General features: G+C 68.3%; 26 protein-coding genes. 7 read left to right on the top strand and 19 right to left on the bottom strand.

Features of this window, described 5'->3' with window-relative positions; translation table 11 throughout:
• Positions 1–77 precede the first annotated feature (77 nt).
• The 4 genes from MXD64_RS15115 to MXD64_RS15100 form a co-directional block, all read right to left on the bottom strand.
• Positions 78–929: a carbohydrate ABC transporter permease gene (locus MXD64_RS15115; protein ID WP_017886893.1), complete on the bottom strand. Its 852-nt coding sequence runs from the start codon at positions 927–929 to the stop codon at positions 78–80.
• Positions 926–1,912, bottom strand: coding sequence for a carbohydrate ABC transporter permease (locus MXD64_RS15110; protein ID WP_231564124.1), 987 nt, complete (start codon positions 1,910–1,912; stop codon positions 926–928). The genes MXD64_RS15115 and MXD64_RS15110 overlap by 4 nt, the downstream gene beginning before the upstream one ends.
• Before the next feature lie 73 nt (positions 1,913–1,985).
• Positions 1,986–3,311, bottom strand: a complete 1,326-nt coding sequence (locus tag MXD64_RS15105; RefSeq protein WP_056069901.1) for a sugar ABC transporter substrate-binding protein — start codon at positions 3,309–3,311, stop codon at positions 1,986–1,988.
• Between the two features lie 44 nt (positions 3,312–3,355).
• A complete protein-coding gene (locus MXD64_RS15100) occupies positions 3,356–4,417 on the bottom strand; it encodes a glycosyl hydrolase family 32 (protein WP_263136726.1) in 1,062 nt (353 codons plus the stop codon).
• 187 nt (positions 4,418–4,604) lie between these two features.
• Here MXD64_RS15100 and MXD64_RS15095 point away from each other — a divergent pair, with 187 nt between their 5' ends.
• Together MXD64_RS15095 and MXD64_RS15090 are read left to right on the top strand one after the other, a co-directional pair.
• Positions 4,605–5,657 (top strand): LacI family DNA-binding transcriptional regulator, encoded by a 1,053-nt coding sequence (locus MXD64_RS15095; RefSeq protein ID WP_031259559.1) that lies wholly within the window; start codon positions 4,605–4,607, stop codon positions 5,655–5,657.
• Between the two features lie 222 nt (positions 5,658–5,879).
• On the top strand, positions 5,880–6,344 hold the full coding sequence (locus MXD64_RS15090) for a hypothetical protein (RefSeq protein WP_263136725.1): 465 nt from the start codon (positions 5,880–5,882) through the stop codon (positions 6,342–6,344).
• Positions 6,345–6,480: 136 nt separating this feature from the next.
• On the opposite strand, the gene MXD64_RS15085 is transcribed toward MXD64_RS15090, so the two are convergent.
• Together MXD64_RS15085 and MXD64_RS15080 are read right to left on the bottom strand one after the other, a co-directional pair.
• Positions 6,481–7,716, bottom strand: a complete 1,236-nt coding sequence (locus tag MXD64_RS15085) for an acyl-CoA dehydrogenase family protein (protein ID WP_263136724.1) — start codon at positions 7,714–7,716, stop codon at positions 6,481–6,483.
• 344 nt (positions 7,717–8,060) lie between these two features.
• A complete protein-coding gene (locus tag MXD64_RS15080) occupies positions 8,061–8,498 on the bottom strand; it encodes a hypothetical protein (protein WP_262118000.1) in 438 nt (145 codons plus the stop codon).
• Positions 8,499–8,739: 241 nt separating this feature from the next.
• On the opposite strand from MXD64_RS15080, the gene MXD64_RS15075 reads away from it, so the two are divergent.
• The 3 genes from MXD64_RS15075 (at position 8,740) to MXD64_RS15065 (ending at position 10,221) form a co-directional block, all read left to right on the top strand.
• Positions 8,740–9,489 carry a hypothetical protein gene (locus tag MXD64_RS15075; RefSeq protein WP_263136723.1) on the top strand — a complete coding sequence of 250 codons (750 nt, stop codon included), beginning with the start codon at positions 8,740–8,742 and terminating at the stop codon, positions 9,487–9,489.
• Between the two features lie 71 nt (positions 9,490–9,560).
• Positions 9,561–9,764 carry a PLDc N-terminal domain-containing protein gene (locus tag MXD64_RS15070; RefSeq protein ID WP_194590810.1) on the top strand — a complete coding sequence of 68 codons (204 nt, stop codon included), beginning with the start codon at positions 9,561–9,563 and terminating at the stop codon, positions 9,762–9,764.
• 37 nt (positions 9,765–9,801) lie between these two features.
• Positions 9,802–10,221 carry a DUF1648 domain-containing protein gene (locus tag MXD64_RS15065; RefSeq protein WP_194590809.1) on the top strand — a complete coding sequence of 140 codons (420 nt, stop codon included), beginning with the start codon at positions 9,802–9,804 and terminating at the stop codon, positions 10,219–10,221.
• Between the two features lie 137 nt (positions 10,222–10,358).
• Here the strand turns inward: MXD64_RS15065 and MXD64_RS15060 are convergent, their stop codons facing one another.
• Together MXD64_RS15060 and MXD64_RS15055 are read right to left on the bottom strand one after the other, a co-directional pair.
• Positions 10,359–11,408: a methionine synthase gene (locus MXD64_RS15060; RefSeq protein ID WP_263136722.1), complete on the bottom strand. Its 1,050-nt coding sequence runs from the start codon at positions 11,406–11,408 to the stop codon at positions 10,359–10,361.
• A gap of 37 nt (positions 11,409–11,445) precedes the next feature.
• Positions 11,446–12,402 carry a DUF1852 domain-containing protein gene (locus MXD64_RS15055; RefSeq protein ID WP_263136721.1) on the bottom strand — a complete coding sequence of 319 codons (957 nt, stop codon included), beginning with the start codon at positions 12,400–12,402 and terminating at the stop codon, positions 11,446–11,448.
• A 120-nt stretch (positions 12,403–12,522) separates the two neighbouring features.
• On the opposite strand from MXD64_RS15055, the gene MXD64_RS15050 reads away from it, so the two are divergent.
• A complete protein-coding gene (locus MXD64_RS15050; RefSeq protein WP_017886883.1) occupies positions 12,523–13,464 on the top strand; it encodes a LysR family transcriptional regulator in 942 nt (313 codons plus the stop codon).
• Positions 13,465–13,529: 65 nt separating this feature from the next.
• Here MXD64_RS15050 and MXD64_RS15045 read toward each other — a convergent pair whose 3' ends face one another.
• From MXD64_RS15045 to MXD64_RS15005, 9 genes are all read right to left on the bottom strand, one after another.
• On the bottom strand, positions 13,530–14,927 hold the full coding sequence (locus MXD64_RS15045) for a family 20 glycosylhydrolase (protein WP_263136720.1): 1,398 nt from the start codon (positions 14,925–14,927) through the stop codon (positions 13,530–13,532).
• 184 nt (positions 14,928–15,111) lie between these two features.
• The gene (locus tag MXD64_RS15040) at positions 15,112–15,636 is read right to left on the bottom strand and encodes a hypothetical protein (RefSeq protein WP_263136719.1); all 525 of its coding nucleotides are present in this window, start codon (positions 15,634–15,636) and stop codon (positions 15,112–15,114) included.
• 59 nt (positions 15,637–15,695) lie between these two features.
• Positions 15,696–16,322: a hypothetical protein gene (locus MXD64_RS15035; RefSeq protein ID WP_263136718.1), complete on the bottom strand. Its 627-nt coding sequence runs from the start codon at positions 16,320–16,322 to the stop codon at positions 15,696–15,698.
• Between the two features lie 155 nt (positions 16,323–16,477).
• Positions 16,478–16,963, bottom strand: coding sequence for a hypothetical protein (locus MXD64_RS15030; protein ID WP_214563407.1), 486 nt, complete (start codon positions 16,961–16,963; stop codon positions 16,478–16,480).
• Positions 16,964–17,235: 272 nt separating this feature from the next.
• The gene (locus tag MXD64_RS15025) at positions 17,236–17,745 is read right to left on the bottom strand and encodes a hypothetical protein (RefSeq protein WP_214563406.1); all 510 of its coding nucleotides are present in this window, start codon (positions 17,743–17,745) and stop codon (positions 17,236–17,238) included.
• A 95-nt stretch (positions 17,746–17,840) separates the two neighbouring features.
• On the bottom strand, positions 17,841–19,586 hold the full coding sequence (locus MXD64_RS15020; RefSeq protein WP_263136717.1) for a glycosyltransferase: 1,746 nt from the start codon (positions 19,584–19,586) through the stop codon (positions 17,841–17,843).
• Positions 19,587–19,589: 3 nt separating this feature from the next.
• Complete coding sequence (locus tag MXD64_RS15015; protein WP_017886877.1) at positions 19,590–20,777, bottom strand: hypothetical protein; 1,188 nt, start codon at positions 20,775–20,777, stop codon at positions 19,590–19,592.
• Between the two features lie 281 nt (positions 20,778–21,058).
• Positions 21,059–21,787 carry a hypothetical protein gene (locus MXD64_RS15010; protein WP_214519386.1) on the bottom strand — a complete coding sequence of 243 codons (729 nt, stop codon included), beginning with the start codon at positions 21,785–21,787 and terminating at the stop codon, positions 21,059–21,061.
• A gap of 134 nt (positions 21,788–21,921) precedes the next feature.
• Complete coding sequence (locus tag MXD64_RS15005; RefSeq protein ID WP_017886875.1) at positions 21,922–22,236, bottom strand: SdpI family protein; 315 nt, start codon at positions 22,234–22,236, stop codon at positions 21,922–21,924.
• Between the two features lie 315 nt (positions 22,237–22,551).
• Here MXD64_RS15005 and MXD64_RS15000 point away from each other — a divergent pair, with 315 nt between their 5' ends.
• Positions 22,552–22,902, top strand: coding sequence for a hypothetical protein (locus MXD64_RS15000; RefSeq protein WP_194590802.1), 351 nt, complete (start codon positions 22,552–22,554; stop codon positions 22,900–22,902).
• Here MXD64_RS15000 and MXD64_RS14995 read toward each other — a convergent pair.
• Positions 22,899–23,327 (bottom strand): hypothetical protein, encoded by a 429-nt coding sequence (locus MXD64_RS14995; protein WP_042540680.1) that lies wholly within the window; start codon positions 23,325–23,327, stop codon positions 22,899–22,901. The genes MXD64_RS15000 and MXD64_RS14995 overlap by 4 nt on opposite strands.
• Before the next feature lie 46 nt (positions 23,328–23,373).
• Positions 23,374–24,051: a DUF402 domain-containing protein gene (locus MXD64_RS14990; RefSeq protein ID WP_017886872.1), complete on the bottom strand. Its 678-nt coding sequence runs from the start codon at positions 24,049–24,051 to the stop codon at positions 23,374–23,376.
• Between the last annotated feature and the right edge of the window lie 33 nt (positions 24,052–24,084).

Genomic DNA, 24,084 nt, shown 5'->3' with positions numbered 1-24,084 from the left:
TGGCACCCCCGTCGAGGTTCAGCTCGGAAGGGGCGTCTGCGACCGACCGGTTCCACCTCGACTCGAGCAGGCGAGCGTCATCCCTTGACGGCCGAACCGGCGACACTCTGGATGAAGAACCGCTGGAACGCGAGGAAGACGATCAGGACCGGCAGCACCAGCAGGGTCCCGAAGGCGAACGTCTGTCCCCAGTCGACCGGCGTCTGGCCGGAGAACACGCTCATCTCGAGCGGGAGCGGGCGGGCGGTCGGATCGGACGTCACGATCGACGGCCAGAGGTACGACCCCCACGAGCTGAGGAACGTGAGGATGGCCACGGTCGCGAAGACCGGTCTGGCGTTCGGGACGACGACCCGGGCGAACGTGCCGAATGCCCCGAGACCGTCCAGGCGCGCGGCCTCCTCGATGCTCTTCGGCAGGTTGAGGAAGAACGTGTAGAACAAGAAGATCGAGAACGCGTTCGCCACGAACGGGATCATCTGCACGAACAGGGTGTCGCGCTGGCCGTTCAGCAGGAACAGCAGCGGGACCGCGACGGACTCGAACGGCACGATGATCAGCAGGACGACGATGACGAACACCGCGTTCTTGCCGCGCCACTGCAGGCGCGCGAAGGAGTAGCCCGCCATCGAGTTCACGACGAGCCCGCCGAGCACGATGACCAGCGAGATGGCGACGGAGTTGCCCATGAACCGCCAGAAGTACCCCGTCGCGTCCGAGTCGAGGGCCTTGAAGACCCCGAGGTAGTTCTGGAGCGACAGGTGGATGGGGAGGAAACCGGTGAAGCCGTCGAGGACCTCGGAGCTCGGCTTGAAGCTGCCGATCAGCAGGTAGTAGATCGGCGAGAACATGACCGCCGACATCACGATGAGGATGGCGTAGGAGCCGGCCTTCGAGAGTCGCTTGCGGGTGGGTCGGATGGTGCTCAACTTTCGCTCCTCTGGCGCAGGACGGCTCGCTGGACGAGGGTGATGACGACGATGATCAGGAAGAGGACCACCGAGATGGCGGCAGCCTGGCCGACGCTGTTCTCGGCGAGGATCGCGTTCGTCGCCTGGTACAGGACCGTGCGGAGGGCGTTCTCGTTCCCGCCGGCGGTGGTGATCAGGATGTACACCTGGTCGTAGACCCGGAAGGCGAAGATCGTCGTGAGCAGCACGACGAAGATCAGGGTGTTCCGGACGCCGGGCACGGTGATGTAGCGGAACTGCTGGAAGACGTTCGCTCGGTCGAGTCGTGCGGCCTCGTAGCGCTCCTCGGGGATCTCCTGCAACGCCGCGAGGATGATCACCATCTGGAAGCCGACGCCCTGCCAGACCGACAGGACGATGACGGAGAGCATCGCCGTGTTGCCGGAGCCGAGCCAGTTGTGCGCGCCGACGGTCCCGCCGGTCACGGTCTCGACCGCGCTGTTCAGCAGGCCGTCCCCGCTGCGGTCGAGGATTACGCGCCAGATGACGGCGACGAGCGCCATGGGGAAGACGACGGGCATGAAGAAGAACGTGCGGAAGAACTTGATGCCCTTGAGCTGCTGGTTGAGCAGGACGGCGAACACGAGCGCCAGCCCGGTCTGCACCGGGATGACGACCGCGGCGAAGAAGAGGTTGTTGCCGAGGGCGCGGAAGAACTGCGGTGCCTCGACGGGGTCGGTGAAGAGGCGCACGTACTGCGTGAACCCGAGGAACGTCGGCGGACGCGGCGACCCGATCTGGACGTTGAAGAACGACAGCCCGATCGCGGCGACGAAGGGTACTGCGATGAACAGGACGATGCCGCTCATCGCGGGGAGGGCCATCAGCGGACCGGCGAAGGTGCCGCTCCGCTGCTTGCGCAGTTGTCGGGGAGCGCGGTGCTCCCGCGCCCTGGATGGCGTCGGCGGGGCATCCGACTGGGGACTGGTCGTGCTGGTCACTGGTGCTCCTGGTCGTCCTGTTCGGGGGCGGTGCCGGTGGAGACGTCGGGCAGGCCGACGTCTCCACCGCCGATCACTTGTAGTCGTTGCTGTCGGAGAAGGCCTGGTCGATGGACTGGGCCGCGGTGGTCAGCTGCTCCTTCGCGTCGGCGCCGCCCCAGACCGCGGAGAGCGCACTGGCGAACTTCGAGGTGATGACCGGGTAGCCCGGGGTCACCGGTCGGTAGACCGCGATACAGGAGTCCGTGATCGCCGTGGCGGGGCAGGACTGCTCGAGCTGTTGCCCCCAGAGGGCGAGGGCACCACCGGGCTGGTAGTCGGCCTGCTTGTCGAACACGGACTTCGTCGCTGCCGGAGCACCGTTCGCGTCCGTGATCGCCTTGACGCTGGTGTCGTTGAGCAGGTAGTCCATGAAGGCACCTGCGGCCTTGCCGTTCTTGGTGGCCGAGCTCATGCCCCAGGTCCAGGACCCGGCGCCGACCTTCTCACCCTTGCCGAAGTTCGGCAGCGGCAGGGCCACGAGGTTGCTGCCGACCGCCTTCGAGTAGGCCGGGTAGTTCCAGTGTCCGCTGAGGCTCAGCGCGACGCGGCCGTTCTGGAAGGCGTTGCCGTCCGTGTTCGCGTCGACGTAGGGCTTCCAGGACGCGATGTCCTCGAGGGCCTTGACCGAGGCGGCGGAGTTCAGCACACCGGTGGCCTTGTCACCCTGGACGAGGTTGCCCCCGGCAGACTGGACCATCGGCGAGAAGCCGTACGTGCCCCACTCGGCGTTCAGCGACGCTTCGGTGAGGTCGAGCGCTTTCCCTGAGGAGTTCGCCGCGGCGAGCTTCTTCAGCGCCGCCGAGAACTGTTCCGGCGTCCACGCAGTGGACGGCGAAGTCGGGAGCTGAACACCGGCGGCCTTGAGGAGCTTCTTGTTGCCGTAGAGGCCCATCGCCGAGCTGTACTGCGCGAGGCCGTAGAGCTTGCCGTCGTCGGTACCCTCGGCGATCGAGCCGCTCGTGGCGTTGCTGACGGTGGACTTCGACACGTAGTCGCTGAGCGGAGTGAGCTTGCCGTTGTAGACGTAGCTCGCGAGCGTCGGGCCGTCGATCTCGAGCACATCCGGCAACTTGTTCGTCGGGGTGTTCGTCACGGTGCTGGTGTAGGTGTCGCCGGAGATGAGCTTCAGGGTCGCCTTCACCTTCTTCTGCGACGCGTTGAAGCCCTTGACGGCGTTCTGGATGGCCGCGACCTCGGAGTCCTGGCCTTGGTGGCCCCAGACGACGATGCTGCCGGTCCCGCTGCCAGCAGCACTGCTGGAAGCGGAGCCGGAGGAGCAGCCGGTGAGGGCAGCAGCGGCGACCGCGGCGAGGGCGATGACCGTTCCTGTCCGGCGGACGAGGGACGTGGTGTGCATGGTTCTCCTTGAGTGGGATCGGGTGTCGGTCGGTGGGACGGCGCTCAGGGAGCGGCCGTACCGCTGCCGGCGGGGCAGGGTTGGGTCTGGGTCTGGGTCTGGGTCTGGGTCTGGGTCTGGGCCGTGGGCGTCGCTGGACGGAGAGCCAGCCGACCGTCGACGACGTGCACGTCGACCGGGTCGTGCAGGAAGCCGGGCAGGGGTTCTCCGGCGCGGCCGTTCGCGAAGGTCATCAGGACGGGTGAGCCGTCGCGACGACGGACGATCCGGCCCGAGTAGCACGTCACGTCGGTCAGCGGCTCGGCATCCGTCACGTCGAACGGACCGAAGGGCCCGTCGATCGGGACCGACCAGGTGCCCGGTGTCTCGTCGGCGCGTGGATTGGCCGTGCTGAGGGCGTCAGCGGGGCAGGAGAACACCAGGAACCAGGCGCCGTCGACCTGCACGACCTGCGGTACCTCGAGGTGGACGAAGCCCGACCCGGGTGAGGTCAGCGGTGGCTGTACCTCCCAGCGCTCGAGGTCGGTGGACGTCGCGTGTCCGATGACTCCGCGGTCGTCGAGCGCTCCCTCGGTGGAGCGGGCGGTGACGAGCATGTGCCAGAGGCCGCCAGAGGGGTCCTCGTGGACCCACGGGTCGCGCCAGGCCTCTTCCGGGAAGAGTGCGCCGTCGACGTCGGGGTCGTTGCCGAGGGTCTCGTACCAGCGGGGGTCGGAGCGCGTCACAGGGCCGGGCAGCTTCTGCCAGGTGACGAGGTCGTCGGACACGGCGACCCCGACCGTCTCGATGTTGGTGTGGACGGGCTCGTCCTCGAGGAACCGTGTGCCGGTGTAGAACATCCGCCAGCGGTCGTCCTGGCCGCGCACGACGCTCCCGGTCCAGGTCGTCGTCCCGTCGAACGCGTCGTCGGGACCGGGCCCGAACGGTCCGTCCAGGATCGCCCAGTCGACGAGGTCGTCGGAGACGGCATGACCGATGCGGGCTGCACGGTGTCGACGGTGCTCGTCGCCGAGTGACCGCGGTGCGTGGAGGAAGAACACGTGGTGGCGGTCGCCGTCGTCGGCGAACCAGAAGTCCCACACCCAGTGGTCGGGGAGCCTCAGCACGGGAGCACCGTTGCCCGGAAGCGGCGTTGGCCGTCGGTCGAGGGAAGGTCGTGCACGGGGTTCCACCACTCATCATCGAGGGGTCCACCGCCATGGTGAACCGGTTAATCACGTATGGTGTACCGGTTCACCATGGTCTGTCAAGCCCGTATGCTGGAGAGGTGCGAACAATGACGACGAGGTCGAGATGAGCGCCCGTCGAGTGACGCTCTCCGACGTCGCCGCTCGCGTCGGGCTGTCCAAGGCAGCCGTCTCGCAGGTGCTCAACTCCCACCCGGCATCGCGCGTCTCCGTCGACGCCGCAGCCCGCATCCGTGCCGCAGCGGGTGAACTCGGTTACCGACCGAACCTCACCGCACGGTCACTCACCACTCGCCGGTCCGGTGTCATCGGACTCGTCTCCGAGGCCATCACGACTGACCGGTTCGGGTCGGGCATGATCCGCGGCGCCCTCGCCGAGGCGAAGCGCCAGGGATACGTCCTCTTCATCACCGAGACCGAGGACCAGCAGGCCGGGATCGTCTCGTCGTTCGGTGTGCTCGTCGACCACCAGGTGGACGGGCTCATCTACGCTTCGATCCGACCGCACGCCGTCGAACTCCCTGAGATCAACGCGGACATCCCCGTCGTCATGCTCAACGCAGTCGCATCCCGTCCGACCGCCACCGTCCTCGCCGATGAGCACGCCGGCGGCGAGTCGATCGTGCGGCTCCTGCTCGACGCCGGCCACACCGAGGACGTCGTCATCATCGGCCGCGATCGGTCCGTCCGCCCGGCTTGGACCACCCGCGCGATCGAACGGCGCCTCGCCGGGATATCGGCGGCCCTCGCGGCCCACGACGTCGTGCCGATCAGTGAGATCGACATGCCCGAGTGGGATCCCGACCACGGCTACGAAGCCATGCGGGGCCTGCTCGCCAGCGGCCGTCGCCCTGGAGCGGTGATCGCCCTGAACGACCGGCTCGCCTTCGGTGTCTACCGCGCCCTGACCGAAGCGGGACTCCGGGTCTCCGAGGACGTCTCAGTCGTTTCCTTCGACGACGACGACATCGCGTTGTACCTCGAACCGACCCTGACCACCGCGGCGCTGCCGTACGAGGAGATGGGGGCCCTGGCGGTCCGCATCCTCCTTGACCCGGACTTGACCGTCGGTGAACAGCTCGTCCCGATGCCGATCCGGGTACGCGGTTCGGTGTCCGCAGTCCCGCAGGAGCTCAAATCGTTCGACAGGCCCCACTGAGTCGTCCAGCGACGGTCCGCGGCTCGGGACGTGCGGTCGCAGCCTGGGCCGAGCGGGCATCTCGTTCGTCGACGCCATGGTCCGTTCGGCGAGCGCCGAACCGCGAGCTGCCAACGTCGGACCAGGGGGGTGTGATGCCCCGACGAACCCACGTGTGCCACGCTCAGAGGAGCGCGGATCACGATCACCTCTGTCGCCGACGAGCACGTGGAGGAGCCCGCCTTGATCATCACGAAAACCAACGGGTCGGTCAGCAGCGTGCTGAACGACACGTTCCGACCGCTCCCGGACCAGGTGCGACGTAGCCTCGGCCTTCTCGACAACGACGACCACTTCGCGTGGCTCGTCTTCTCCGCGCCGATCGACGACCAGACCTGGCGCGCCGGCCCGCAGGCGGTCATCGACGAGTACGGCGACTCGTACCTGCAGGCCGGTGGCACCGCGGAGAAGATGACCGTGGAGCTACGCCGCCGTGCGGACGACGGCGAGTACCGCTTCTCCATCGTCGGCCGTGCCCACGATCTGTCGGAACCGCTCACGGAGACCATCGACGTGCAGGCGGCGCACGAGCCCCGGCATCCAGCCGAGCTGTTCACGGCCGATCAGGCCGCGCCGGTGTTCATGCACTACGTCGAACACCAGACGGTCCCCGACGGGTGCACGCTCCGTCTCATCGCCGACATGTAGATGGTGGCGACGCCACCGTCGCGTGTTCGAGACCGTGTACCGGACGGGAGGCGCGGTGCCAGCTGGCACCGCGCCTCCCGTCCGTCGCGTGTCACGAGATCGCGTGCACTCACGCGGCCAGCTTCCGGTGCAGGCGTCACGAGGTGCGGGTCGCACCGATCGCCCAGACGCGGGGCGGTTCGGCACCGTTGACCGCGTGGTCACCGATGATCCGCGCCTTGAACACCCACGGGTTGTGGCTGCCAGCGGTGCGAGCGTTCCGCCAGTGCCGGTCGAGGTTCTTCGTCGTGCTCACCCCGGACGCCGCGAGCGCGTCGAACAGGTGCGAGGTCGCCGTCGTCGCCAGCGTGGTCAGCGCCACCTGCGCCTGCGCGGTCGCGAGTTCGGCGCGGTCGTTGCGGCGCTCGTCCTCGGCGGTGTCGAGCCCCGCTCCCTCGTACGCTTCCTGCAGGGCTGCGGCGGCCCGGTCGACGATCGCGGTGGCGGCGAACCCGGCCGCCGACACCTCACCGACGACCTGCAGGATCTGCGGGTCTGCCGCGAACGTGTCGGCGTTGCCGTGCGAGAAGACGCGGGTGCGGTTGCGGACCTCGCGGGCGATCTCCCGTTCGGCTGCGAGCACGGACCCGGCGAGGACGCTCAACAGCACGCCCTGGTAGAACGCCGTCTGGTACTTGAACCGCTCGTCGAAGGGGATCACCGCGTCGGCCTGCACGACGGCGTCGTCGAAGGTGCTGGTACCGGAGCCGGTGGTGCGCTGCCCGAACCCGTCCCAGTCATCGGTGTGCGTGACCCCGGGCTGGTGCGCGTCGACGATCGCGATGACCCGCTCGCCGGTGTCCGTGCGCTCAGCGTAGGTGTCGATCCAGTCGGCGAAGATGCTGCCGGTCGAGTAGTACTTCTGGCCGGTGATCCGGAACGTCCCGTCCGCCTGCGGGGTCACCTTCGTGATCACGTCGCCGACCTGCACTGACCCGACCTCGGTCCACGAGTTGCCGGCGATCTCACCGCGGCCGAAGCGGTCCAGCCACCCGTCGCGTTCCCCGGTCCGTGCGACCAGCCGGTCCTCCACGAGTGCGAAGTGGCCGCGGAGCGCCTGGGGGATGTTGCTGTCCGCGGCCGCGAGTTCGGTCAGCAGGCGGAACAGCTGGGGCAGGGTCGCCCCGGCTCCGCCGTGGGCGACGGGGACGCGGACGGCGCCGAATCCTGCGGCGGCCAGTTCGCGGATCTCCTCGAACGGGAGGCGGTGGCCGCGTTCGCGCTCGGAGGCGCCGGCAGCGATGCGGTCGAAGATCGGTCGGAAGCGGGCGAGGAGCTCGTCGTCTGCGCCCTCGTCGATCGTGCTGTCGGCGGTCTGGTTGCTGATCGTCACGAGGACTCCTTCGTGGTCTGGGTTGCTACCTGTGGCGTGGTGTGGCACCGGACGGCCCCGTCCAGATCTGCGCCATCGCGAGACTTTGGCATCGCCGAACGCCCGCGAGAAGGGTTGTGTCGATGTGTGTCGGAGGGTGACTTCCGATGACACGTGACCGCGCTGCGATGGCTGGGGAGTCAACCTCGGACGACAACGGGCATGCTCCTTCGGGGAGCCCGCCTGCGCCGCCCTCAGAGCAGCGCGCATCAACGAGGGAGCAAGCACCCGTCGGGGGGACTGGCCACTGCCTGGCCGGGTGTGGGCGAGGGCTTCGGTCCCGGCGTCGTTCACCCCGGTGACGTTCAGGCCGGCGGTGTCGTCCCTGCGCCCTCGGTGTCGTCGGCACCCGCAAGACCTGTCCCGGCCTGATCGAGGTTCTCGTGGGGGTCGCCCATGTCTCCGGTCGCAGCGCCGGTGCGGGACAGCCCGAAGTGTCCGCGGACGGCGTTCGCCTCGGCGGGGGACAGGGTGCGTCCGGCTCCGAGGGACGGCGCGTCCTTGATCGCGTCCTTCGTGTACCCGACGTGCACGTCCGTGCCGTCGAACGTGGCGTCGTCGGCGGGGACGAGCGCCTGGTGTCGCCCGAGCAGTCCCGTCGCGACACAGACGTAGGCCGCACTGCCGTCCTCGTCGGAGGGGAACACCTGCACGACCTTGCCCACTGATACGCCGTTGCGATCCCGGACAGTCGCACTCTCGACCTTGTGGATGACGCCCTTGGTGATCATGAACGTAGTCAACGCCCCGAGTCTGACGCTTCGCAGACGCCGTCCCCTTGGTGGGCGGGGTGGACCCGACCCTCGGAGTCCGGGGCCGCCTTGGCGCGCCACTCGATCGGCCGATCGCCCTCCGCGCGTCAACGACACGCCCGGAGCGATTCTGAAGTTGCAGATCTGATGTATCGCTGAGTTGACTGCTCGTTGTCGGCAACGCCGCCGACGCGAAAGCCGGCGTTGAGGCCGGAGAGCGAGGGGAATTTCCATGAAGCAGTCAACCTACGGACGTGTCGTCTCGATCGGCGCATCATGCGCCGTCGTCGCTGGTTCCGTCATCGTCGCCGTTCCGGCAAACGCCACGGTCACGCCGCCCGCCGACAGCAACGCTGTTGAACCGCGAACGCCGTCCGAGGTGTTGTCGGCTATCCGCGCTGACCTCGTCGCTTCCGGAACCCCGTCCGACATCACGGCCTTCGACCGCCTCAGCGCTGATCAGCGCCATGAGCTCGCTTCCTACTTCTTGGATCCGAGCATTGCGTCCGCGGCCACCGCAGCCGCCGATGAGAGGGTGCTCGGGCCGGAGACTGTTCGGACGAACGGGGACTTTGAATGGGGAGAAACGGAACCGTCGGGCGCTGGACAGGCAGGAAACGGCGTCGGGGTGGGGGCCAGGGCCGCATCCCGGTCGTCGTGGGGGAAGCAGTGGTTCGCCTTCGCCGGAATCCGGCTCACCGAGACGAAGGTGTCGATGTCGTACCAGTACAGCGGTACTACAGCGAGGAAGATGCTCGGGTACTCGTGCACCGTCGTCAGGAACGTCCAGCCGTTCACTGAAGTGAGGACCTCCAAGAGCAGCGGTTACATCAGCGGCGGACAGGCCACTGCGAAGTGCAAGGTCGTCGTGAAGCGTGGTGTGCCGACTCCATGGGGCACGGTTGCGTGGAGCACCTACTCCTCGATCCAGCGCCTCAGCGCCAAGGGCAACGGCGCGATCACCTACAACCGCTGGGAGTGAGCGGAATGGCGTCTTGGGCGGCGGGACAGATGATGAATCCACTTGTTCCAACAGTGCTCGACGGTGTGCTGATGGCCGTATCCCTCCTCGCGCTGTTCCTCGCGCTCGCAGCGTTCATCTCGCTGATCCGAGCTCGGTCGACCTCTGGCCGTCGTTTGCTCGGATGGACTCTCGTCGTCCTGTTCGCTCCGATCATCGGGCCGGCAACGTGGTTCGTCGCTCGGCACCGCGAACGGTCGATCGTGCCCAGAAATGACGACGTTGGCCAGCGGTGAGGGGAACTTTCGGTCGGATCAGCACCCTGTGCGCAGCATGAATCCGCGTGCCTTGTTCGCAGCCGTCGCTGCTGCGTTCCCGGTCGTCGTCGAGGTCGCGGTCACCAGCGTCTGGTGGGATCGGTTGCCCGACCGGATCGCGACGACGTTCGGCCCGGATGGCAGCCCGAGCGGGTACGGAACTCCGTTGGGAACCGCGATCCTGCTCGCGGCGGTACAGTCGCTGTTCCTCGTGGGGGCGGTCGGCTCCGCTTTTGCTCGAGACCGGCGCAGAGGTCGCATCTCGTGTGCGGTCACCGCAGGGTTCGTTGCGGCTCTCGCGATGAGCTGGCTGATCATCGTGGGATTGGGGTCTTCGACGTTGAGTCCGACGGCTTGGTGGCTTCTCGCGGCGGCGCCCGTGTGGGCGTTTGTCCCGTACTGGTTGCTTTCCCCCGCGAGGGGCGGTGGAAGGTGACGCCACTGCCGGCGTGACCTTCCAGCCGGAGCGCAGCCGCGCCTCCAGATCGGATCGAAAGCCGCGCACGCGGCGGACGCAACACGAACGGCGGCTCTCCTCCTTCCGGAAGAGAGCCGCCGTTGTGTCCGCACGTGTCAGCGGGCCGACGGGGCCGCCGTGCCGACCAGCTCGGCCCGCACAATGTCCGCTCCCGCCGACAGCGCCCCGAGCTTGTCCAGCGCCGCACCCCGCGCCAGGGGAGCCATCCCGCAGTTCGAACTCGGGATGAGCTTGTCCCCATCGACGAACTCGAGCGCCCGACGGAGCACCTCCGCGACCTCCTCCGGGGTCTCGACGGTCTCGGTCGCGACGTCGATCGCCCCGAGCATGACCTTCTTGCCGCGGATCAGCTCGACGAGCTCGAGGGGAACGTGGGAGTGGATGCACTCGAGCGACACGATGTCGATCGAGGACTGCTGCAGGAGCGGGAAGGACTGCTCGTACTGCCGCCACTCCGCTCCGAGCGTCTCCTTCCACTTGTTGTTCGCCTCGATGCCGTAGCCGTAACAGATGTGCACGACGGTCTCGGCGCGCAGGCCCTCGGCTGCGCGCTCGAGCGCGGCCACGCCCCAGTCCTGCACCTCGTCGTGGAAGACGGTGAAGGCGGGCTCGTCGAACTGGATGATGTCGACGCCGGCATCCTGCAGTTCCCGGGCCTCTTGGTTGAGGATCGTGGCGAACTCCCACGCCAGCTTCTCGCGGCTCTTGTAGTGCTGGTCGGACAGCGTGTCGATCATCGTCATCGGGCCGGGGAGCGCCCACTTGATCGGCCGGTCCGTCTGCGCGCGCAGGAAGCGGGCGTCGTCCACGAACACGGGCGCCCGACGGCTGACGGCACCGACGACGGTCGGGACGGCCGCGTCGTAGCGGTCGCGGATGCGGACGGTCTCCTTGCGCTCCAGGTCGACGCCGTCCAGGTGCTCGATGAACGTCGTGACGAAGTGCTGGCGGGTCTGCTCGCCGTCGCTGACGATGTCGATGCCACGGCGCTCCTGCTCGTGGACGGCGGAGCGGAGGGCGTCCTGCTTGCCCTCGGTCAGTGCTGCGCCCTGCAGCTCCCAGGGGGACCAGAGCCGTTCGGGCTCGGCGAGCCAGGACGGCTTCGGCAGGCTGCCGACGATCGAGGTGGGGAGGAGAGAACGCATGGGTGTGACGGTCCAGTCAGTCGAAGGGCAGAGGGAGTCAGCGCGCGAGGGCGAGGTCAGCCCACCGGGCGAGGCGTGCGTGGTGCGGCCGCACCAGGTGCTCCTCGGTCCACCGGCCCTGCGTGATCCCGAGGCGGCTGCGCTCCTCGCGGTCGTACGTCACCGGGGTCGGCGTGAAGTCGGTGTGGTCGAGGGTGGGGCGGTAGGTGCTGCCGGCCGGGGTGTTCGCGGCGTAGACCTCCGGGCGGTAGATCTTCTGGAACGTCTCCATGGTTGCGATCGTGCCGATGAGCTGGAGGTCCGTGTAGTCGCCGGTCAGGTCGCCGCGCGTGTAGAACGCGAGCGGAGCAGCCGCCCCGGCTGGCTGGAAGTACCGGACCTGCATGCCCATCCGGCCGAAGTAGTCGTCGGTGAGCGAGGAGTGCTCGTGCTCGTACTCGGCGCCCAGGATCGGGTGGACGTACCCGTTCCGGCGGTAGGTCTGGCTCGTCGAGACGCTGATGCAGACGACGGGCTCGGCACTGAAATTCGAGTGGAACGCGGAGGACTCCAGGAAGCGCTGGAAGAGTGCCCCGTGCAGCGCCCCGAAGTCAGACGGCAAGCCCGGCGACGACGGCAGCAGGACGGAGAAGTCGTAGTCGCGCAGGTACGACGAGAAGTTGTTGCCGAGGATCCCCTGGTGGCGCTCGCCGGTGTGCTGGTCGACGATCGTGACGTCGAGCATCTCGAGCAACGGGAACTGCGCGTCCGAACCACCGTCTGAGAACTCCAGCGCCACCGAGACGATGTCGAGCTGCAGACGGTAGCGGTCGTGCGCCGCGGCCAGCTCGTTCGCGCGCCCGTCGATCATCGCCAGCGCAGCACGGAGGTTCTGCTGACGGTGCTCGCCGCGCGCCAGGTTGGCGAAGTTCGTGGTCAGCCGGGAGCTGTCGGCGGGGGAGTAGTCCTCGTCGAACCGGGTCCGGGTGATGCTGAAGGTGAGGTCGTTCGCCATGGTCGGCAATCTGTTCGTCGAGCGGCCCGTGGGCACGGTGGGAAGGATGCATCGATGATGGCGGGAATAGCGAGCCATCAGGTAATACCGAGACGCTATGCACTGGTATAGCCTCGGCCTATGGCCCGGGTCTCGAACGACATCACCCTGCAGCAGCTCCGGTACTTCATCGAGGTCGCAACGGAGGGCTCGATCAGCGCAGCGGCCGACCTGCTCTACGTGTCGCAGCCGACGATGTCCGCGGCGATGAAGGACCTGGAGACGCGGATCGGGCGCCCGCTCTTCACCCGATCGGCCAGGGGAGTCGTGCTCACCGTCGACGGCGTCGAGTTCCTGGGGTACGCCCGGCAGGTCGTCGAGCAGGTCTCCCTGCTCGAGCAGCGGTACGTCGGCGGCCAGCGGTCGCGTCGGCTGCTCGGGGTGTCCGCCCAGCACTACTCGTTCGCGGTGGAGGCATTCGTCCGGATGGTCGAAGCGGCGGCTGCGGACGAGTACGAGTTCTCGCTGCGTGAGACGCGCACCTGGGACATCATCGAGGACGTCCGCACCCTGCGCAGCGAGGTGGGCATCCTCTACCGCAACGACTTCAACAAGCAGGTGCTCGGCAAGCTGCTGCGCGACGCCGGGGTCGTGTTCACGCCGCTGTTCGTCGCGCAGCCGCACATCTTCGTGGCCAAGCGGAACCCGCTCGCGTCACGGGAGCGGGCGACCCTCGAGGACCTTGCCGACCTGCCTCGGCTCACCTTCGACCAGGGTGCCAACAACTCCTTCTACCTGGCCGAGGAAATCCTGTCGACGATGTCGAGCAAGCGGGAGATCCGCGTCTCGGACCGGGCGACGATCTTCAACCTCATGATCGGCCTGGGTGGGTACACGATCTCCACCGGGCTCATCAGCGACGACCTCGACCCCGAGATCGTCGCCATCCCCCTCGACGTCGACGAACGCATCGAGATCGGCTGGATCGCGCATGCCTCGGTTCCCCTCACCGTGCAGGCGCAGGCGTACCTGGACGAGTTGCGTGCGGTGGTCACCAGCTACGGCGTCGAGCCGCTCGGGTAGGCAGGCGGCGGCTCCGGCGGCTCCGGCGGGTCCGGCGATCGGACTGGAGGCACGACACGCGTCCGTCAGGAGGCTGCGGTCTCGATCATCGCCGTCACGTGCGGTGCGCTCCACCGCAGGAGCGCGTCAGATGGCGGGTCCTCGAGGTCCTCACCCCAGATCGCGACGGCGGCGCCCGACATCGGAGCCGCGAGCAGCGAACCGGAGTCGCCGTCCCACGTCCGGAGTGACCAGTTCTCGCGGAGATCGGCGACGGTGTACTCGCTGTCGGCCGGGTCGAGGTCCGTCGGCACCTCGTACAGGTAGTACGAGTTGTAGTTGAGCATGTCGATCCCGGCCTGCTGCAGGTCGACCGCACTCGCCCGCCGCGCTCGCCGTTCGCGCCGCTCGGCTGCGTCCTCGGTGTCGCCGTCGAAGCTCCAGTACGTGACGTGGATGCGCGGGTCCAGTCGCCCGACCGCGACCCGATCTATCCCGTCGTTCCAGGCCCAGACCTCGCGGTTGCCGAGAGCGGCCGCCATCGCGTTCATCCACGCGACCCGTTCGGCGGCCGAGACGTCGTCGCCCCACTCATCACCGCCGATGTGCATGGTTCGGCTGGCGGGGAAGGTCCGCTGCACCTCTGCGTACAGCTTCTTCGCCAGCGCGAGGCTCCCGGGCGTCGACGTGTCGAGTTCGTTCTCGCCCGAACGGATGCGATCGACCCACTTCGTGCCGTGCTGCGCCTGGAGCAGGTCGAATGCCGCAGCCATGTGGCCCGGAGTGTCGATCTCGGGCACGATCGCGACAGCCCGCCTCGCTGCGTAGTCGGAGATCGTACGTGCCTGCGCGACGCTCAGGAACGGACGATGGGTCACGCGGCTCGTGTACACGCCGTCGTCGAGATCAGCGTTGGCGAGGGTCTGGCCGAGCACCGTGCTCTCGATCCCGACGTTCTGGTCATCGGTGAGGTGCAGGTGCAGGAAGCGCCCACCGTCGTCGGCGAGCAGGTCGATGTACCGCTTGATCAGCGCCACGGGGTAGTAGGCGCGAGCGACGTCGAGCATCACGCCCGTCTCCGGACGCGCGCGGGTCGTCGGCTTGGTGGTGACGGTCGCGGTCGACGTGCGGCACTGCTTCGCCGAGTACGCACCGGCGCAGGCGAGGACGGAGTAGTTGCCGGCCGCGGTACGGGAAGGGGTCCCGCGCACTGCGGTGACCGAGGTGCTCGAACCAGCGGAGAGCGCCTTCACCGCGACCCGGCCGAGCGTGTACTTCTTCGTGCCGGCGGACAGGTACAGCCACGCGGAGGAGGCCGGCTTCCGCACCGAGGCGGTGTTCTTGACCTTGAGGGTGGTGCGAACGGCGGTGCCGGTCGAGGTGACGGTCGTCGTCGCGGTGACCTTCGTGACCGTCACCGCCGAGGCTGCGGTGTCCGCTGATCCTGCCGTTGCACGGAAGCCGACCAGAGCTGCTGCCGACACGGCGATTGCCAGACCGACCGCGAGCGTGCGTCTGGCAGACGATCCGGGACCCACGTGCCCCTGTTGACGCACCACGACGTTCTCCCCCTCGAACACCCGTTGCCCTCGCTGGATCAGGATGCGCGCACGATCGTATCCGCACCGCGTCGAACGCACACCGCCCAGCGGCGTGCAGCGGGACTCCTCAGCGGACCTCCGCGCTCGACCACAGCGCACGCGCAAGACTCCGACCTCGGCGAAGAATCGGCTGCAGGCTGAGGACAGCCCCGACGACCAGCGTGCCGGCCTGTGCGAGGAGGAACGCCACGAGCGCCACCGGGATGAACGCGGTGACGATCCAGGCGGCGGCGAACCCCACGAGCGTCACTGCGAGGACCCGCACCGCGGTGGAGTTCCGCGAACCGCGAAGGGCCAGCAGCCCGGCGGCTGCGAAGGCCAACGGGACGAGCGCCTGCAGGATGACCGCGATGGGGAGCAACAGCTGGCTGCTGGTCGCCGGCGACAGAGCGCTCACGAAGACGACGGTGGCGGCCGCGAAGACGAGGTGCACGGCGTCGCGAGCGAGCGCAGCACCGGCAGCGGCCACGACTCCTGCTGAGACCGAGATCGCAGCGACCATCAACACTGGCCCTCCTGCGATCAGATGCGTTCCGATGAAGCCGAGCACGTTGTCGACCGCCAGCAGCGAGGCGCCGGTGGTGGTGACCATCAATGCGGCGGAGGCGGCAGTGGCAGTTCTGCGAGCGGAGGGCCGGGTGCCTGACGCCCTCATCGCTCGTCTCCGCTGAGCGGGCGCACGGTGTCGCCGACCGCGCGGTACGCGGTCGCGCACTGCCGCTTGAGCCGTGGGCCCATCGGTGACAGTGCCGCAATCCATCGTTCCTCATCTGCGATCCCGAGGATGCGGTTCCGGCCGAGGTCTTCGATCGCCGCGTGCACCGCGGCAGTGACCCCTGGGAAGAGCGCGCTGTACTGATCCGCCGATGTGCTGCGCTGCTTCGGATGCTGCACGTACCGCTGGCCCTCGCTCGAGACGAACAGCACGCACGTCGTCATGTAGTCCTGCTCGGGAGTGAGGGGCACGGGCACTCCGACGTCGTTCGCAATGCGGGGTGTTCCCTTCGGAGGCTTCACGGCCGAGACGGTGGCGGGAGCTCCGATGACGTACCAGTGCTCACCCCTGGTCACGGCTCGCCCGGCACCGAACGTGCCGTCCCAGTCCGCGAGGGTCTGCGGCACCGACACCGCATGCGCGTAGACACGGATGAAGGTTGGAGAGTCCCCGTCGAGACAGTCGAAGCCACGCATGCTGTCCCAGAATGCGAGGTCGTCATGCAGTGCATCCGCCCGCAGGCACGGCACTGTTGCGCGGAGCTCATCGGCGATCATCTGCATCGAAGCCACGCCGAGTGCGGGTGCGGGTGTCTGCGTCGGTGACTCAGCCCGTCGCGTCCGATCGTCGGGGCCCGACGAGCACGCGGACAGAGCGGCTGCGGCGACGCAGATCGAGGCAACGGCCTCGATGCTGCGTCGCCGCGATCGTTGGGGCGTCACTGCCACTGCACGCCGGCCCAACCGGTGCCCGTGAGGCCCTTCATCTTCTTGGTGGCGGCCACGTTGCCCCAGGGGACGAACTTCGAGCGCCCGGTCCCGCAGTTCAGGGTCGTCCAGGTCGGAGCGTGCCGCGAGTTGAACGACTTCCCCCAGATGCAGGGATTCGAGTTGCCCTGGTGCTTGTACCACTTGTACTGCACCTGGGTCGAAGCCTTCGAGCCGATGACGCTGCAGCCGTTGAGTGACTGGGTCATCTTGGCGACGACGGCGAACGCTCGGTCCTTGCAGTTCCCCGAACGGGTGGACCGCCCGTCGTCGGCGGTGACGACCTCTCCGGCGGGATCGAAGCTCTCGTCGACCACGACGTTCGTCGGCAGCTCGACCGGCGTCGTGGTCTGAGCTTGGGCGGGTGCAGCGATCAAGAGTCCCGCCGCAACTGCGACGGTCGTGACTGCGGATGCGACCGAAAGGGTCTTCTTCATGTGTTTCCTCCCCAATTCGTCACCGTGATCACGGTGGACTCACACAGAATGCTGCATATCAATACGAACCACAACCTTGCAGGTGCGATCCTCAAAGGACGCGCCCGGCGCGCTCCCGACGTGACCGGAAGGCGGCCTGGAGGCGCGTGGCGGCGCCGCCATGCGCCTCCAGGCCGCCGTGTGGTGTCGACGGAAACCGGTCCGGTCGCAGGATCGGCCTGCGCCCTTGGCGGGAAGCGCTGCGCTCGCCGCTCCGCTGTTGCGGTGCTTGCTCAGGGCGTACGCGCAGTGAGATCGCCGTAGGCCGCCGCGTACCAGCCGACGGTGCCGTCTCCGGCGGTCGGGCCGATCGTGATCGCCGCGCTCGACGTGACCACGTACAGGTCCTCGTCGTGTCCGCAGTGGACGGAGCGTGACGTGAGCCGTTTGCCCGTCTCCGACCCGTTCGCACCGATGCGTCCGGCCCACACGGCCATCTGCACGGTTTCGTCACCCTGGCAGGTGATCGAGACGCGGATCCGCGCACGGTCTCCGGCTCCGTCGGTGCCGAGGGAGAGCCGGCTGGATGAATCGTTGGTGCCGGCACCGCTGCCGAGTCCGCCGGGTTGTCCGGCCCACCGGGCCTGCACGCGCTGCATCCAGTCGGAGTGGGCCTTGTCGTTCTCCTCCGGCGTCGGGTGATCAGAACAGGCCGTGAGCGACACGAGGGCCACGACGGCGACGCCGATGACCAAGGTGCTGCGTCGAAGGCCGCGGCGGGCGTGGAGGAACGGAGTGCGCATGTCGTGGCAAGTGTCCCCTACGGCGGCGGCCTGCTGCATCCTCCCGTTCGTGGGCCTCCGGCGAACCGGAGCCGCTTCCCTGGCGGGCCTCCCGCTCAGCGCGGCGAATCGGGCGACGTCACCGTCGCAGACCCCTGGTTCGTCAGCCCGTGCTCCGTCTTCTCCCAGTAGTGCGGCCGGGTCAGGAGCTGCCAGAGCGCCTTGTAGGCGGCGATGGAGTGCAGCGTCCAGTACACGGGGTTCAGGAGCGACCAGAGGATCAGGTGGAAGGTCCCGCGCTTGAACGGGCCCATCATCGACAGGTAGATCATGATCGCGTTGCCGACCAGGAAGTTGAACAGGCACAGCCACAGCACCCACACCGGGAACAGCGCATCGACGGTCTCCCGCGGCAGGAAGAACGTGACGACGGTGAGCGCGTAGAACGGCAGCACGCAGAGGAACGTCGCCGGGGTACCTGCGATGAGCAGGACGAACGCCGCGAACCGGACGAGTCCGATCTCACGGACCAGTGCGACGGGCCGCCGCGCGTGGACGAGGCTCGTCTGCATGTAGCCCTTGATCCACCGGGACCGCTGCCGGATGAAGTTCGGCACCGAGGTGTTGGCCTCCTCCATCGTGGTGGAGTTGATGACACCCACCCGGTACCCGACGGCGCTCGCCCGGATGCCGAGGTCGGCGTCCTCGGTCACGTTGTAGGGGTCCCAGCCGCCGAGCTCGATGAGCGACGCCGTGCGGAAGTGGTTCGACGTGCCGCCCAGCGGGATCGGCAGGGACGCGTGGTCCAGACCGGCCAGCATGTAGTCGAACCAGTACGAGTACTCCAGCGTGAACATGCGGGTGAGGACGTTCTCGCGGGCGTTGAAGTAGTTCAGCGCCGCCTGCACGCACACCGTGGACTCGCCACCGCGCTCGAACGCGATCAGTGCCTTCTTCAGCTGGTCGGGGTCGGGGGTGTCCTCGGCGTCGTAGATCACGAGGAAGTCGCCGGTCGCGACGTAGAGCCCGACGTTGCAGGCACGTGGCTTCGTCTGCGGGTGCCCCTTCGGCACGCTGATGACGCGGAAGTGCGGCGGTGGGTTCGCCGCGGCGATCGCGTCCCGTGTCTCCTGGTCCTCTTCCTCGGTCAGGATGATGACCTCGAGCTTGTGTACCGGGTAGTCCAGGCCGCCGAGGTTGTCGATCAGCTGGGCGACGATGTTCGCCTCGCGGAACACCGGGACCAGGACCGTGTAGCCGGGGAGATCTGCGTCGTCCAGAGCGGCGACCTCGGTGTCGGTGATCCGTTCGACGACGTCGTAGCGGGCTCCCTGCGTGGCGACGACGAACTTGAAGCCCGTCCCCGCGAGGAACACGAGGCTCGCTGCGATCAGTGCTGCGATGGCGGTCTGGACGGGCCAGACGATCCCGCACGCCACGGCGATCACGGCGAGGACGATGCCCGAGGCCTTCTGCGACCGCGAGAAGACGACGCGGGCGGAGAGCGTCGGGTTCCGGTCGTGGAGTTCGTTCGCGGCAGCGTCGGCGACGGCGCCGTGGAACTGGCTCAGCACGGCACGGCGGAGCGTCCAGCTGTCGACCGAGACGAACGTGACCGGAGCCCCGAGCTCCTCGGACAGCGCATCGCCGAGGGTGGCGTCGTCGGCTCGGCCGGAGGTGAGGACGAGGATGCTGCCGTCCTGCAGCACGCGCACCGGCATCCAGTCCTCGGCGAGGTACCGCTGTCCGGATCCGGGGCGCTGCAACGCCGGGTCGATCCCGGAGGCCTCGAGTTCGGTGAGTTCGTCGGGTCGGGACGTGGCCGTGTGCCGGCCGAGCCCGGAGGGGTGCGGGGTCGTCACGCGTCACCACCACCCGAGCGATGCACCGATGGCGGCCATCCACTGCAGCGTGATCGGCCGGTTGAACGCAGCCGCCCACGCGATCACGATCTGCGCTGCGCCCACGGCAGCGATCAGGCCACTCACCCGGGTGGTCCGGGCGGCGGGGACCACGGCGATGCCCATCATCGTCATGATGAGGAACACGTTGCCCGCGGAGTTCACAGGGATGAGGCCGCCCACGTAGCCGATGATCAGTGCCCCGAAGACGAACACCGAGATCAGGACCGAGCCGGGGCGCCGGCTCAGCAGCGCCAGGGCGCAACCACTCACGACCGGGGCGAGGATGAGCAGCCCGTTGAGTGTCGTGACGAGCTCCGGGACGAGCGCCCAGAGCGCGGGGTCGTAGTGGACGGCGTTCTGGAACACCAGCAACGGGTTCCGTCCGAACAGCGCCTCGAGGAACATCACCGCCCCGAAGACCGCGATCGTCGGGAACAGCACGATGAGCACGTTCGACCATCGCGCCCCCGACTCGCTCCGCCGGGCGACGGAGAGCAGTGGGGCGGTGATCGCCGCCGCGACCACGAGGACGAGCCCCGAAGCATCCGCCAACGCCGCGAGCATGAAGAGGATCCCGGACTCGAAGCCTGCCTTGGTGTTCCGGCTGGAGACGAAGCGGACCATGTTGATCGCGCCGATCCCGAACAGTGCGATGCCGAGGAGCGCTTCGAAGTTGCCCGTGGCGGTGTACGCGAAGAGCGGGTTCGCGCCGATCGCGACGAGGAAGACCGTGCTCTTCCACCAGGGGAAGCGTCGCTGGACCATGGCCTCGAGCAACTGCTGCAGCAGGATCCCGGCGACCAGGGCCCCGGCCGCCGCGAGGCCGGCGGCGCCACCGGGGATGAGCCGCACCAGGACCGTGCCCAGCGGCGGGTAGAGCTCACTGAGCCACGAGACGTCCGCCCGGTCCCAACTCAGTGTCGCGACGTGGTCCACGACGGAGCGGTTGACGGTGACGTCGGCCACGGTGGGGTCGGCGCTGACGACGGCGAGGATCAGGAACGGGACGGCGAACGCGAGCCGGAGCAGCCACCGTGCGCCCGCGCGGCTCGGGAACGGTTCCAGCCGTGTGCGCGCGTGGCCGTCCGCACGGGCGGCTTCCAGCTCGCGCCGCAGGGAGCCTGCACGTTCCGCTTCCAACAAGACCACTGGGGCCACCTCACAGCAAGGCCGACTCGGTCTTGTTTGAAATCGATATCCGCGCACGACACGCAAGTCGTGGACGCCGCGGCAGTGCGGACGCGAGCGAATCCTCTCACCTCCAGCCGATCGCCGACCCGGGCCTCGGTCTGTCTGACCGCACGTGACGTCGAGCACGCGGCTGTCGGGTGCTCGTACCGGCCGGTCGAGGCGGTTCGACCGCGTCGTCGAGGCGATCGACGTGTTCGCCTCCCGCCCAGAGGCCGCCCGTGCGGGCATGCGTTCCGCGGCTATCGTCGAGGTCGCCCGACGGTCGTTCCGTCAGGCCTGACGAGTTCATTCACATCGGTCACTGACGACGGCTCGGGCACCGGATCGAACATCGCCACGCGGAGCGGAACACGACCATCGCAGTTCGGGAGCCCGGCGATCGAATCGACTCGCACCACTCCGTTGCCATCACGCTCGAGCCGGTACTCGACTCCGTACCCGGCATCGAGGCTGCCGAGCGATCGCCCCGGGGTCATGGTCCAGTTGCGCGCCTTGCAGCCGCGGACAGCTGCCACGTCCTCACCGTTGTTCCCGTTGCCCAGTTCGACCTCTGTGGGTGCGAACGGCCAGGGGCCGGCGAAGAGGTCGGTGTCGTGGTTCTGGCGGAGCGTCTCCATCGCCACGCTGGCGAGGCGATCGATGTAGGAAGGCGTCGCGCTGTGAGCGAGTTCGGGGATGCTGAAGTCGTTCCGGTTGCGCGCCACAGCCTCCGCTTCGAGCTCTGCGCGGACTGCTCGTACCCAGGGGTCCTTCTCGAGCGGCCCCGATGGTGCTGCGCCAACCCACCGGACGTCTGGGTAGACGGCCGGGGGCTCGTCTTCGGCGCATCCTGCGAGCGTGAGGACTGCGCAGCCGATCGCAAGCGGCACCCACACCACACGCCGCAGCCGACGACGTCTTCCGCGGTTCGAACTCCCCGATGCCACTGCTGCGAAGCGCTGTGTCCCCGACTTCCCCCAGGTCGCCATGGAGTCGAATCTACACACCGGGGTGTCCGGCCCGACGGTGCTGCGCCCCGAGATGCCCGCGCGGGTGCAGATCGTCACGGGACCACCTGACGGTCTGGAGGCCGCTTGCGGCGCCGCCCCGCGCCTCCTGTCCGTCATCTGGTCGCGCGGCCTGCGGCGACCACGCTCCAGAGCGCCCCGCCGACGAGGGTGACGGCGCAGGCGACGAACGCGGGAACGTCGTCGGCGCGTCCGAGTCCGACGGAGACCAGGCCCACGACCACCGTCGCGCCACCGGCGATGCTCGTCGGGACGACCGCTGCGCGGTGGCCGAGGAGCCAGTTCTCGTCGCTGCGCATGGTTGCCCTGGTGCGGATGCCGGCGATCCCGTTCCTGCCGATGACGCCGCGCGCCGGCAAGGCGACTAGGACGACGGTTAGCGCGGCGGCGACGATCTCGATGGCGATCATGTGCGGTCTCCTTCCGGGGTCGTTGCGCGCTCAAGCGGACTTGCAATGCACCCGCTGCGTCGCACGAGTCCAACCTGCCGGTATACGGTGAAATACGCAAGGGGTTGAGTCGGCGAGAAGTGGGCAGCGCGGCTGTGGGGGTACTCATTGCGCTGGTGCGAGGTCGTGCGCTTCGCTTGCCGAGACCGCCGGACCGTCGGACCGTCGGCGGCAGTGTGAGGGGTGCAGGTGCGGACGAGCAGGCTGCCGGGGCGTTCGCCGCTCCTGACGCGCACCCTCGCTACGACCATCGTGGTGACAGCTGGGCTGGCGCTGATGACCGGGTGCAGCTCGCCCGACCTGCCGCCGTCGTCAGCGTCTCCGGTCGAGGTGACGAAGGCGTACCTCGCTGCGGCGAAGGCGCAGCGGTGTGATGTCACGAAGGCGTTGACGCTCGACAGCACGTGGGCGTGGTGCCGGAACCCGACGCTGCGGAAGTACACCGTCGCGGACAAGGCGGAATCGGTGCCGTTCAACCCTGGCCACACGACGGAGTCCTGCGTCGACACGACGGTGACGAGTCGAGCGTCGGAGGAATCGGAGCCGATGAACGGGACGCGCACGTGGAGCTTCTGCTTCACGAAGACGGCGTCCGGATGGCGGCTCACGGACCAGGGACAGGGCTAGGGCGTCCGCCCCTCCCGTGTCGGCCGGAAGGGCCAGGCGTCAGCGTGCGTGTGTGGCACCGCGACGACCTGGACCGCGTCCCGGTAAACGATCCGACCCGGCGAGCGGGTCACGAGCTGCATCCACGGGATCCCGTGGCGGTCGAGGAGTTCCAGGTACGGGCCGACCATCTCGAGCAGCTCGACGGCGTCGGCGGCGAACCAGGCCCGGGCCCCGGGGTTGCGGGTCTCGTCGTAGCAGTCGGGCTGCACCGTGGTCGGGTCCGTGTACATCGCGGTCGCGTGCAGGTTCGCTTCTCGGAGCCACCTGGTCTCGGCGTCACTGAGCCTGCCGTCCCGCTGCAGACCGTTGGCGAGGGCGAAGACCCCCGGGAACCGCCCGCGACGGTTGGGAACGGCGCTCTGGTACCGGACGAACTCGCTCACGACAGCGAGCGTAGGAGGCTGTGCAACGCTGCACCGACTCCGCGGATCACTGCACGGCGCTCCACTCCTGGGGGAGCGCAGTCGTGCCCCACGCCGGGTCGGGCACCCAGCCGGACCAATCGGTGTCGAACGGGAAGCGCTGCGCGACCGCGAGTTCGGTGGCTTCTTCGCCAGCGCGCTCGATGATCGCCCGCATCGCCGCCGGCCAGTACCCGCCGGCCGCGTAGAACTCGAGCTCGTCTTCGTCCTTGTACCGGACGGACCACGAACCGTCGGGTTCGGTGGTCGCCACCACGTCGAGTGTCCAGTCCTGACTGTCGAACCCGATCGGCGTCCGCACCCACGGCAGCTCGAGGTTGACGTACCAGTCGGGAAGCCAGTCCGACCCGTCGTGCCAACGCCAGACGGACCAGCGCGTTCCCTTCTGATGGACGCGGACGACGCTGGAGCCGACCCACCGGTCGTCGACGTAGGAGCCGTCCCAGTCCTCGGGAAGCACGAGGCGTCCGTTGGGGCCGCTCCCGACGCCCGCTCGTCGTCGGACGGCCGAGCCGACCGTCGTGGCGACCACCGCGAGCTCGTCGTCGTCCACCAGGACCCGGCCGGCGACCGCGAAGCCGACCGCTTCGCCGCGCTCGCCGAAGTCGTTGAGGCTCCGGAGCGCAACGGGAGTCCCCGAGGGGAACGGATCAGTCCTGGTGTCGGATCGCGCAGCGTCGGTCATCCACCGATGGTGCCACGGCGCAGTCTTCGGAAC

The sequence above is a fragment of the Curtobacterium sp. Arg-1 genome (assembly GCF_025643395.1).
Classification (GTDB): Bacteria; Actinomycetota; Actinomycetes; order Actinomycetales; family Microbacteriaceae; genus Curtobacterium; species Curtobacterium poinsettiae.
The sequence above is the reverse complement of the archived record's forward strand: the minus strand, read 5'-3'. Positions and strand labels throughout refer to the sequence as shown.

Bases quoted from the DNA above. Each gene is read 5' to 3' on its own strand.
- MXD64_RS15105 (WP_056069901.1), bottom strand. From the start codon at position 3,311: ATGCACACCACGTCCCTCGTCCGCCGGACAGGAACGGTCATCGCCCTC.
- MXD64_RS15095 (WP_031259559.1), top strand. From the start codon at position 4,605: ATGAGCGCCCGTCGAGTGACGCTCTCCGACGTCGCCGCTCGCGTCGGG.
- MXD64_RS15075 (WP_263136723.1), top strand. From the start codon at position 8,740: ATGAAGCAGTCAACCTACGGACGTGTCGTCTCGATCGGCGCATCATGC.
- MXD64_RS15070 (WP_194590810.1), top strand. From the start codon at position 9,561: ATGGCCGTATCCCTCCTCGCGCTGTTCCTCGCGCTCGCAGCGTTCATC.
- MXD64_RS15065 (WP_194590809.1), top strand. From the start codon at position 9,802: ATGAATCCGCGTGCCTTGTTCGCAGCCGTCGCTGCTGCGTTCCCGGTC.
- MXD64_RS15060 (WP_263136722.1), bottom strand. From the start codon at position 11,408: ATGCGTTCTCTCCTCCCCACCTCGATCGTCGGCAGCCTGCCGAAGCCG.
- MXD64_RS15055 (WP_263136721.1), bottom strand. From the start codon at position 12,402: ATGGCGAACGACCTCACCTTCAGCATCACCCGGACCCGGTTCGACGAG.
- MXD64_RS15050 (WP_017886883.1), top strand. From the start codon at position 12,523: ATGGCCCGGGTCTCGAACGACATCACCCTGCAGCAGCTCCGGTACTTC.
- MXD64_RS15040 (WP_263136719.1), bottom strand. From the start codon at position 15,636: ATGGTCACCACCACCGGCGCCTCGCTGCTGGCGGTCGACAACGTGCTC.
- MXD64_RS15035 (WP_263136718.1), bottom strand. From the start codon at position 16,322: ATGCAGATGATCGCCGATGAGCTCCGCGCAACAGTGCCGTGCCTGCGG.
- MXD64_RS15030 (WP_214563407.1), bottom strand. From the start codon at position 16,963: ATGAAGAAGACCCTTTCGGTCGCATCCGCAGTCACGACCGTCGCAGTT.
- MXD64_RS15025 (WP_214563406.1), bottom strand. From the start codon at position 17,745: ATGCGCACTCCGTTCCTCCACGCCCGCCGCGGCCTTCGACGCAGCACC.
- MXD64_RS15010 (WP_214519386.1), bottom strand. From the start codon at position 21,787: ATGGCGACCTGGGGGAAGTCGGGGACACAGCGCTTCGCAGCAGTGGCA.
- MXD64_RS15005 (WP_017886875.1), bottom strand. From the start codon at position 22,236: ATGATCGCCATCGAGATCGTCGCCGCCGCGCTAACCGTCGTCCTAGTC.
- MXD64_RS15000 (WP_194590802.1), top strand. From the start codon at position 22,552: ATGACCGGGTGCAGCTCGCCCGACCTGCCGCCGTCGTCAGCGTCTCCG.
- MXD64_RS14990 (WP_017886872.1), bottom strand. From the start codon at position 24,051: ATGACCGACGCTGCGCGATCCGACACCAGGACTGATCCGTTCCCCTCG.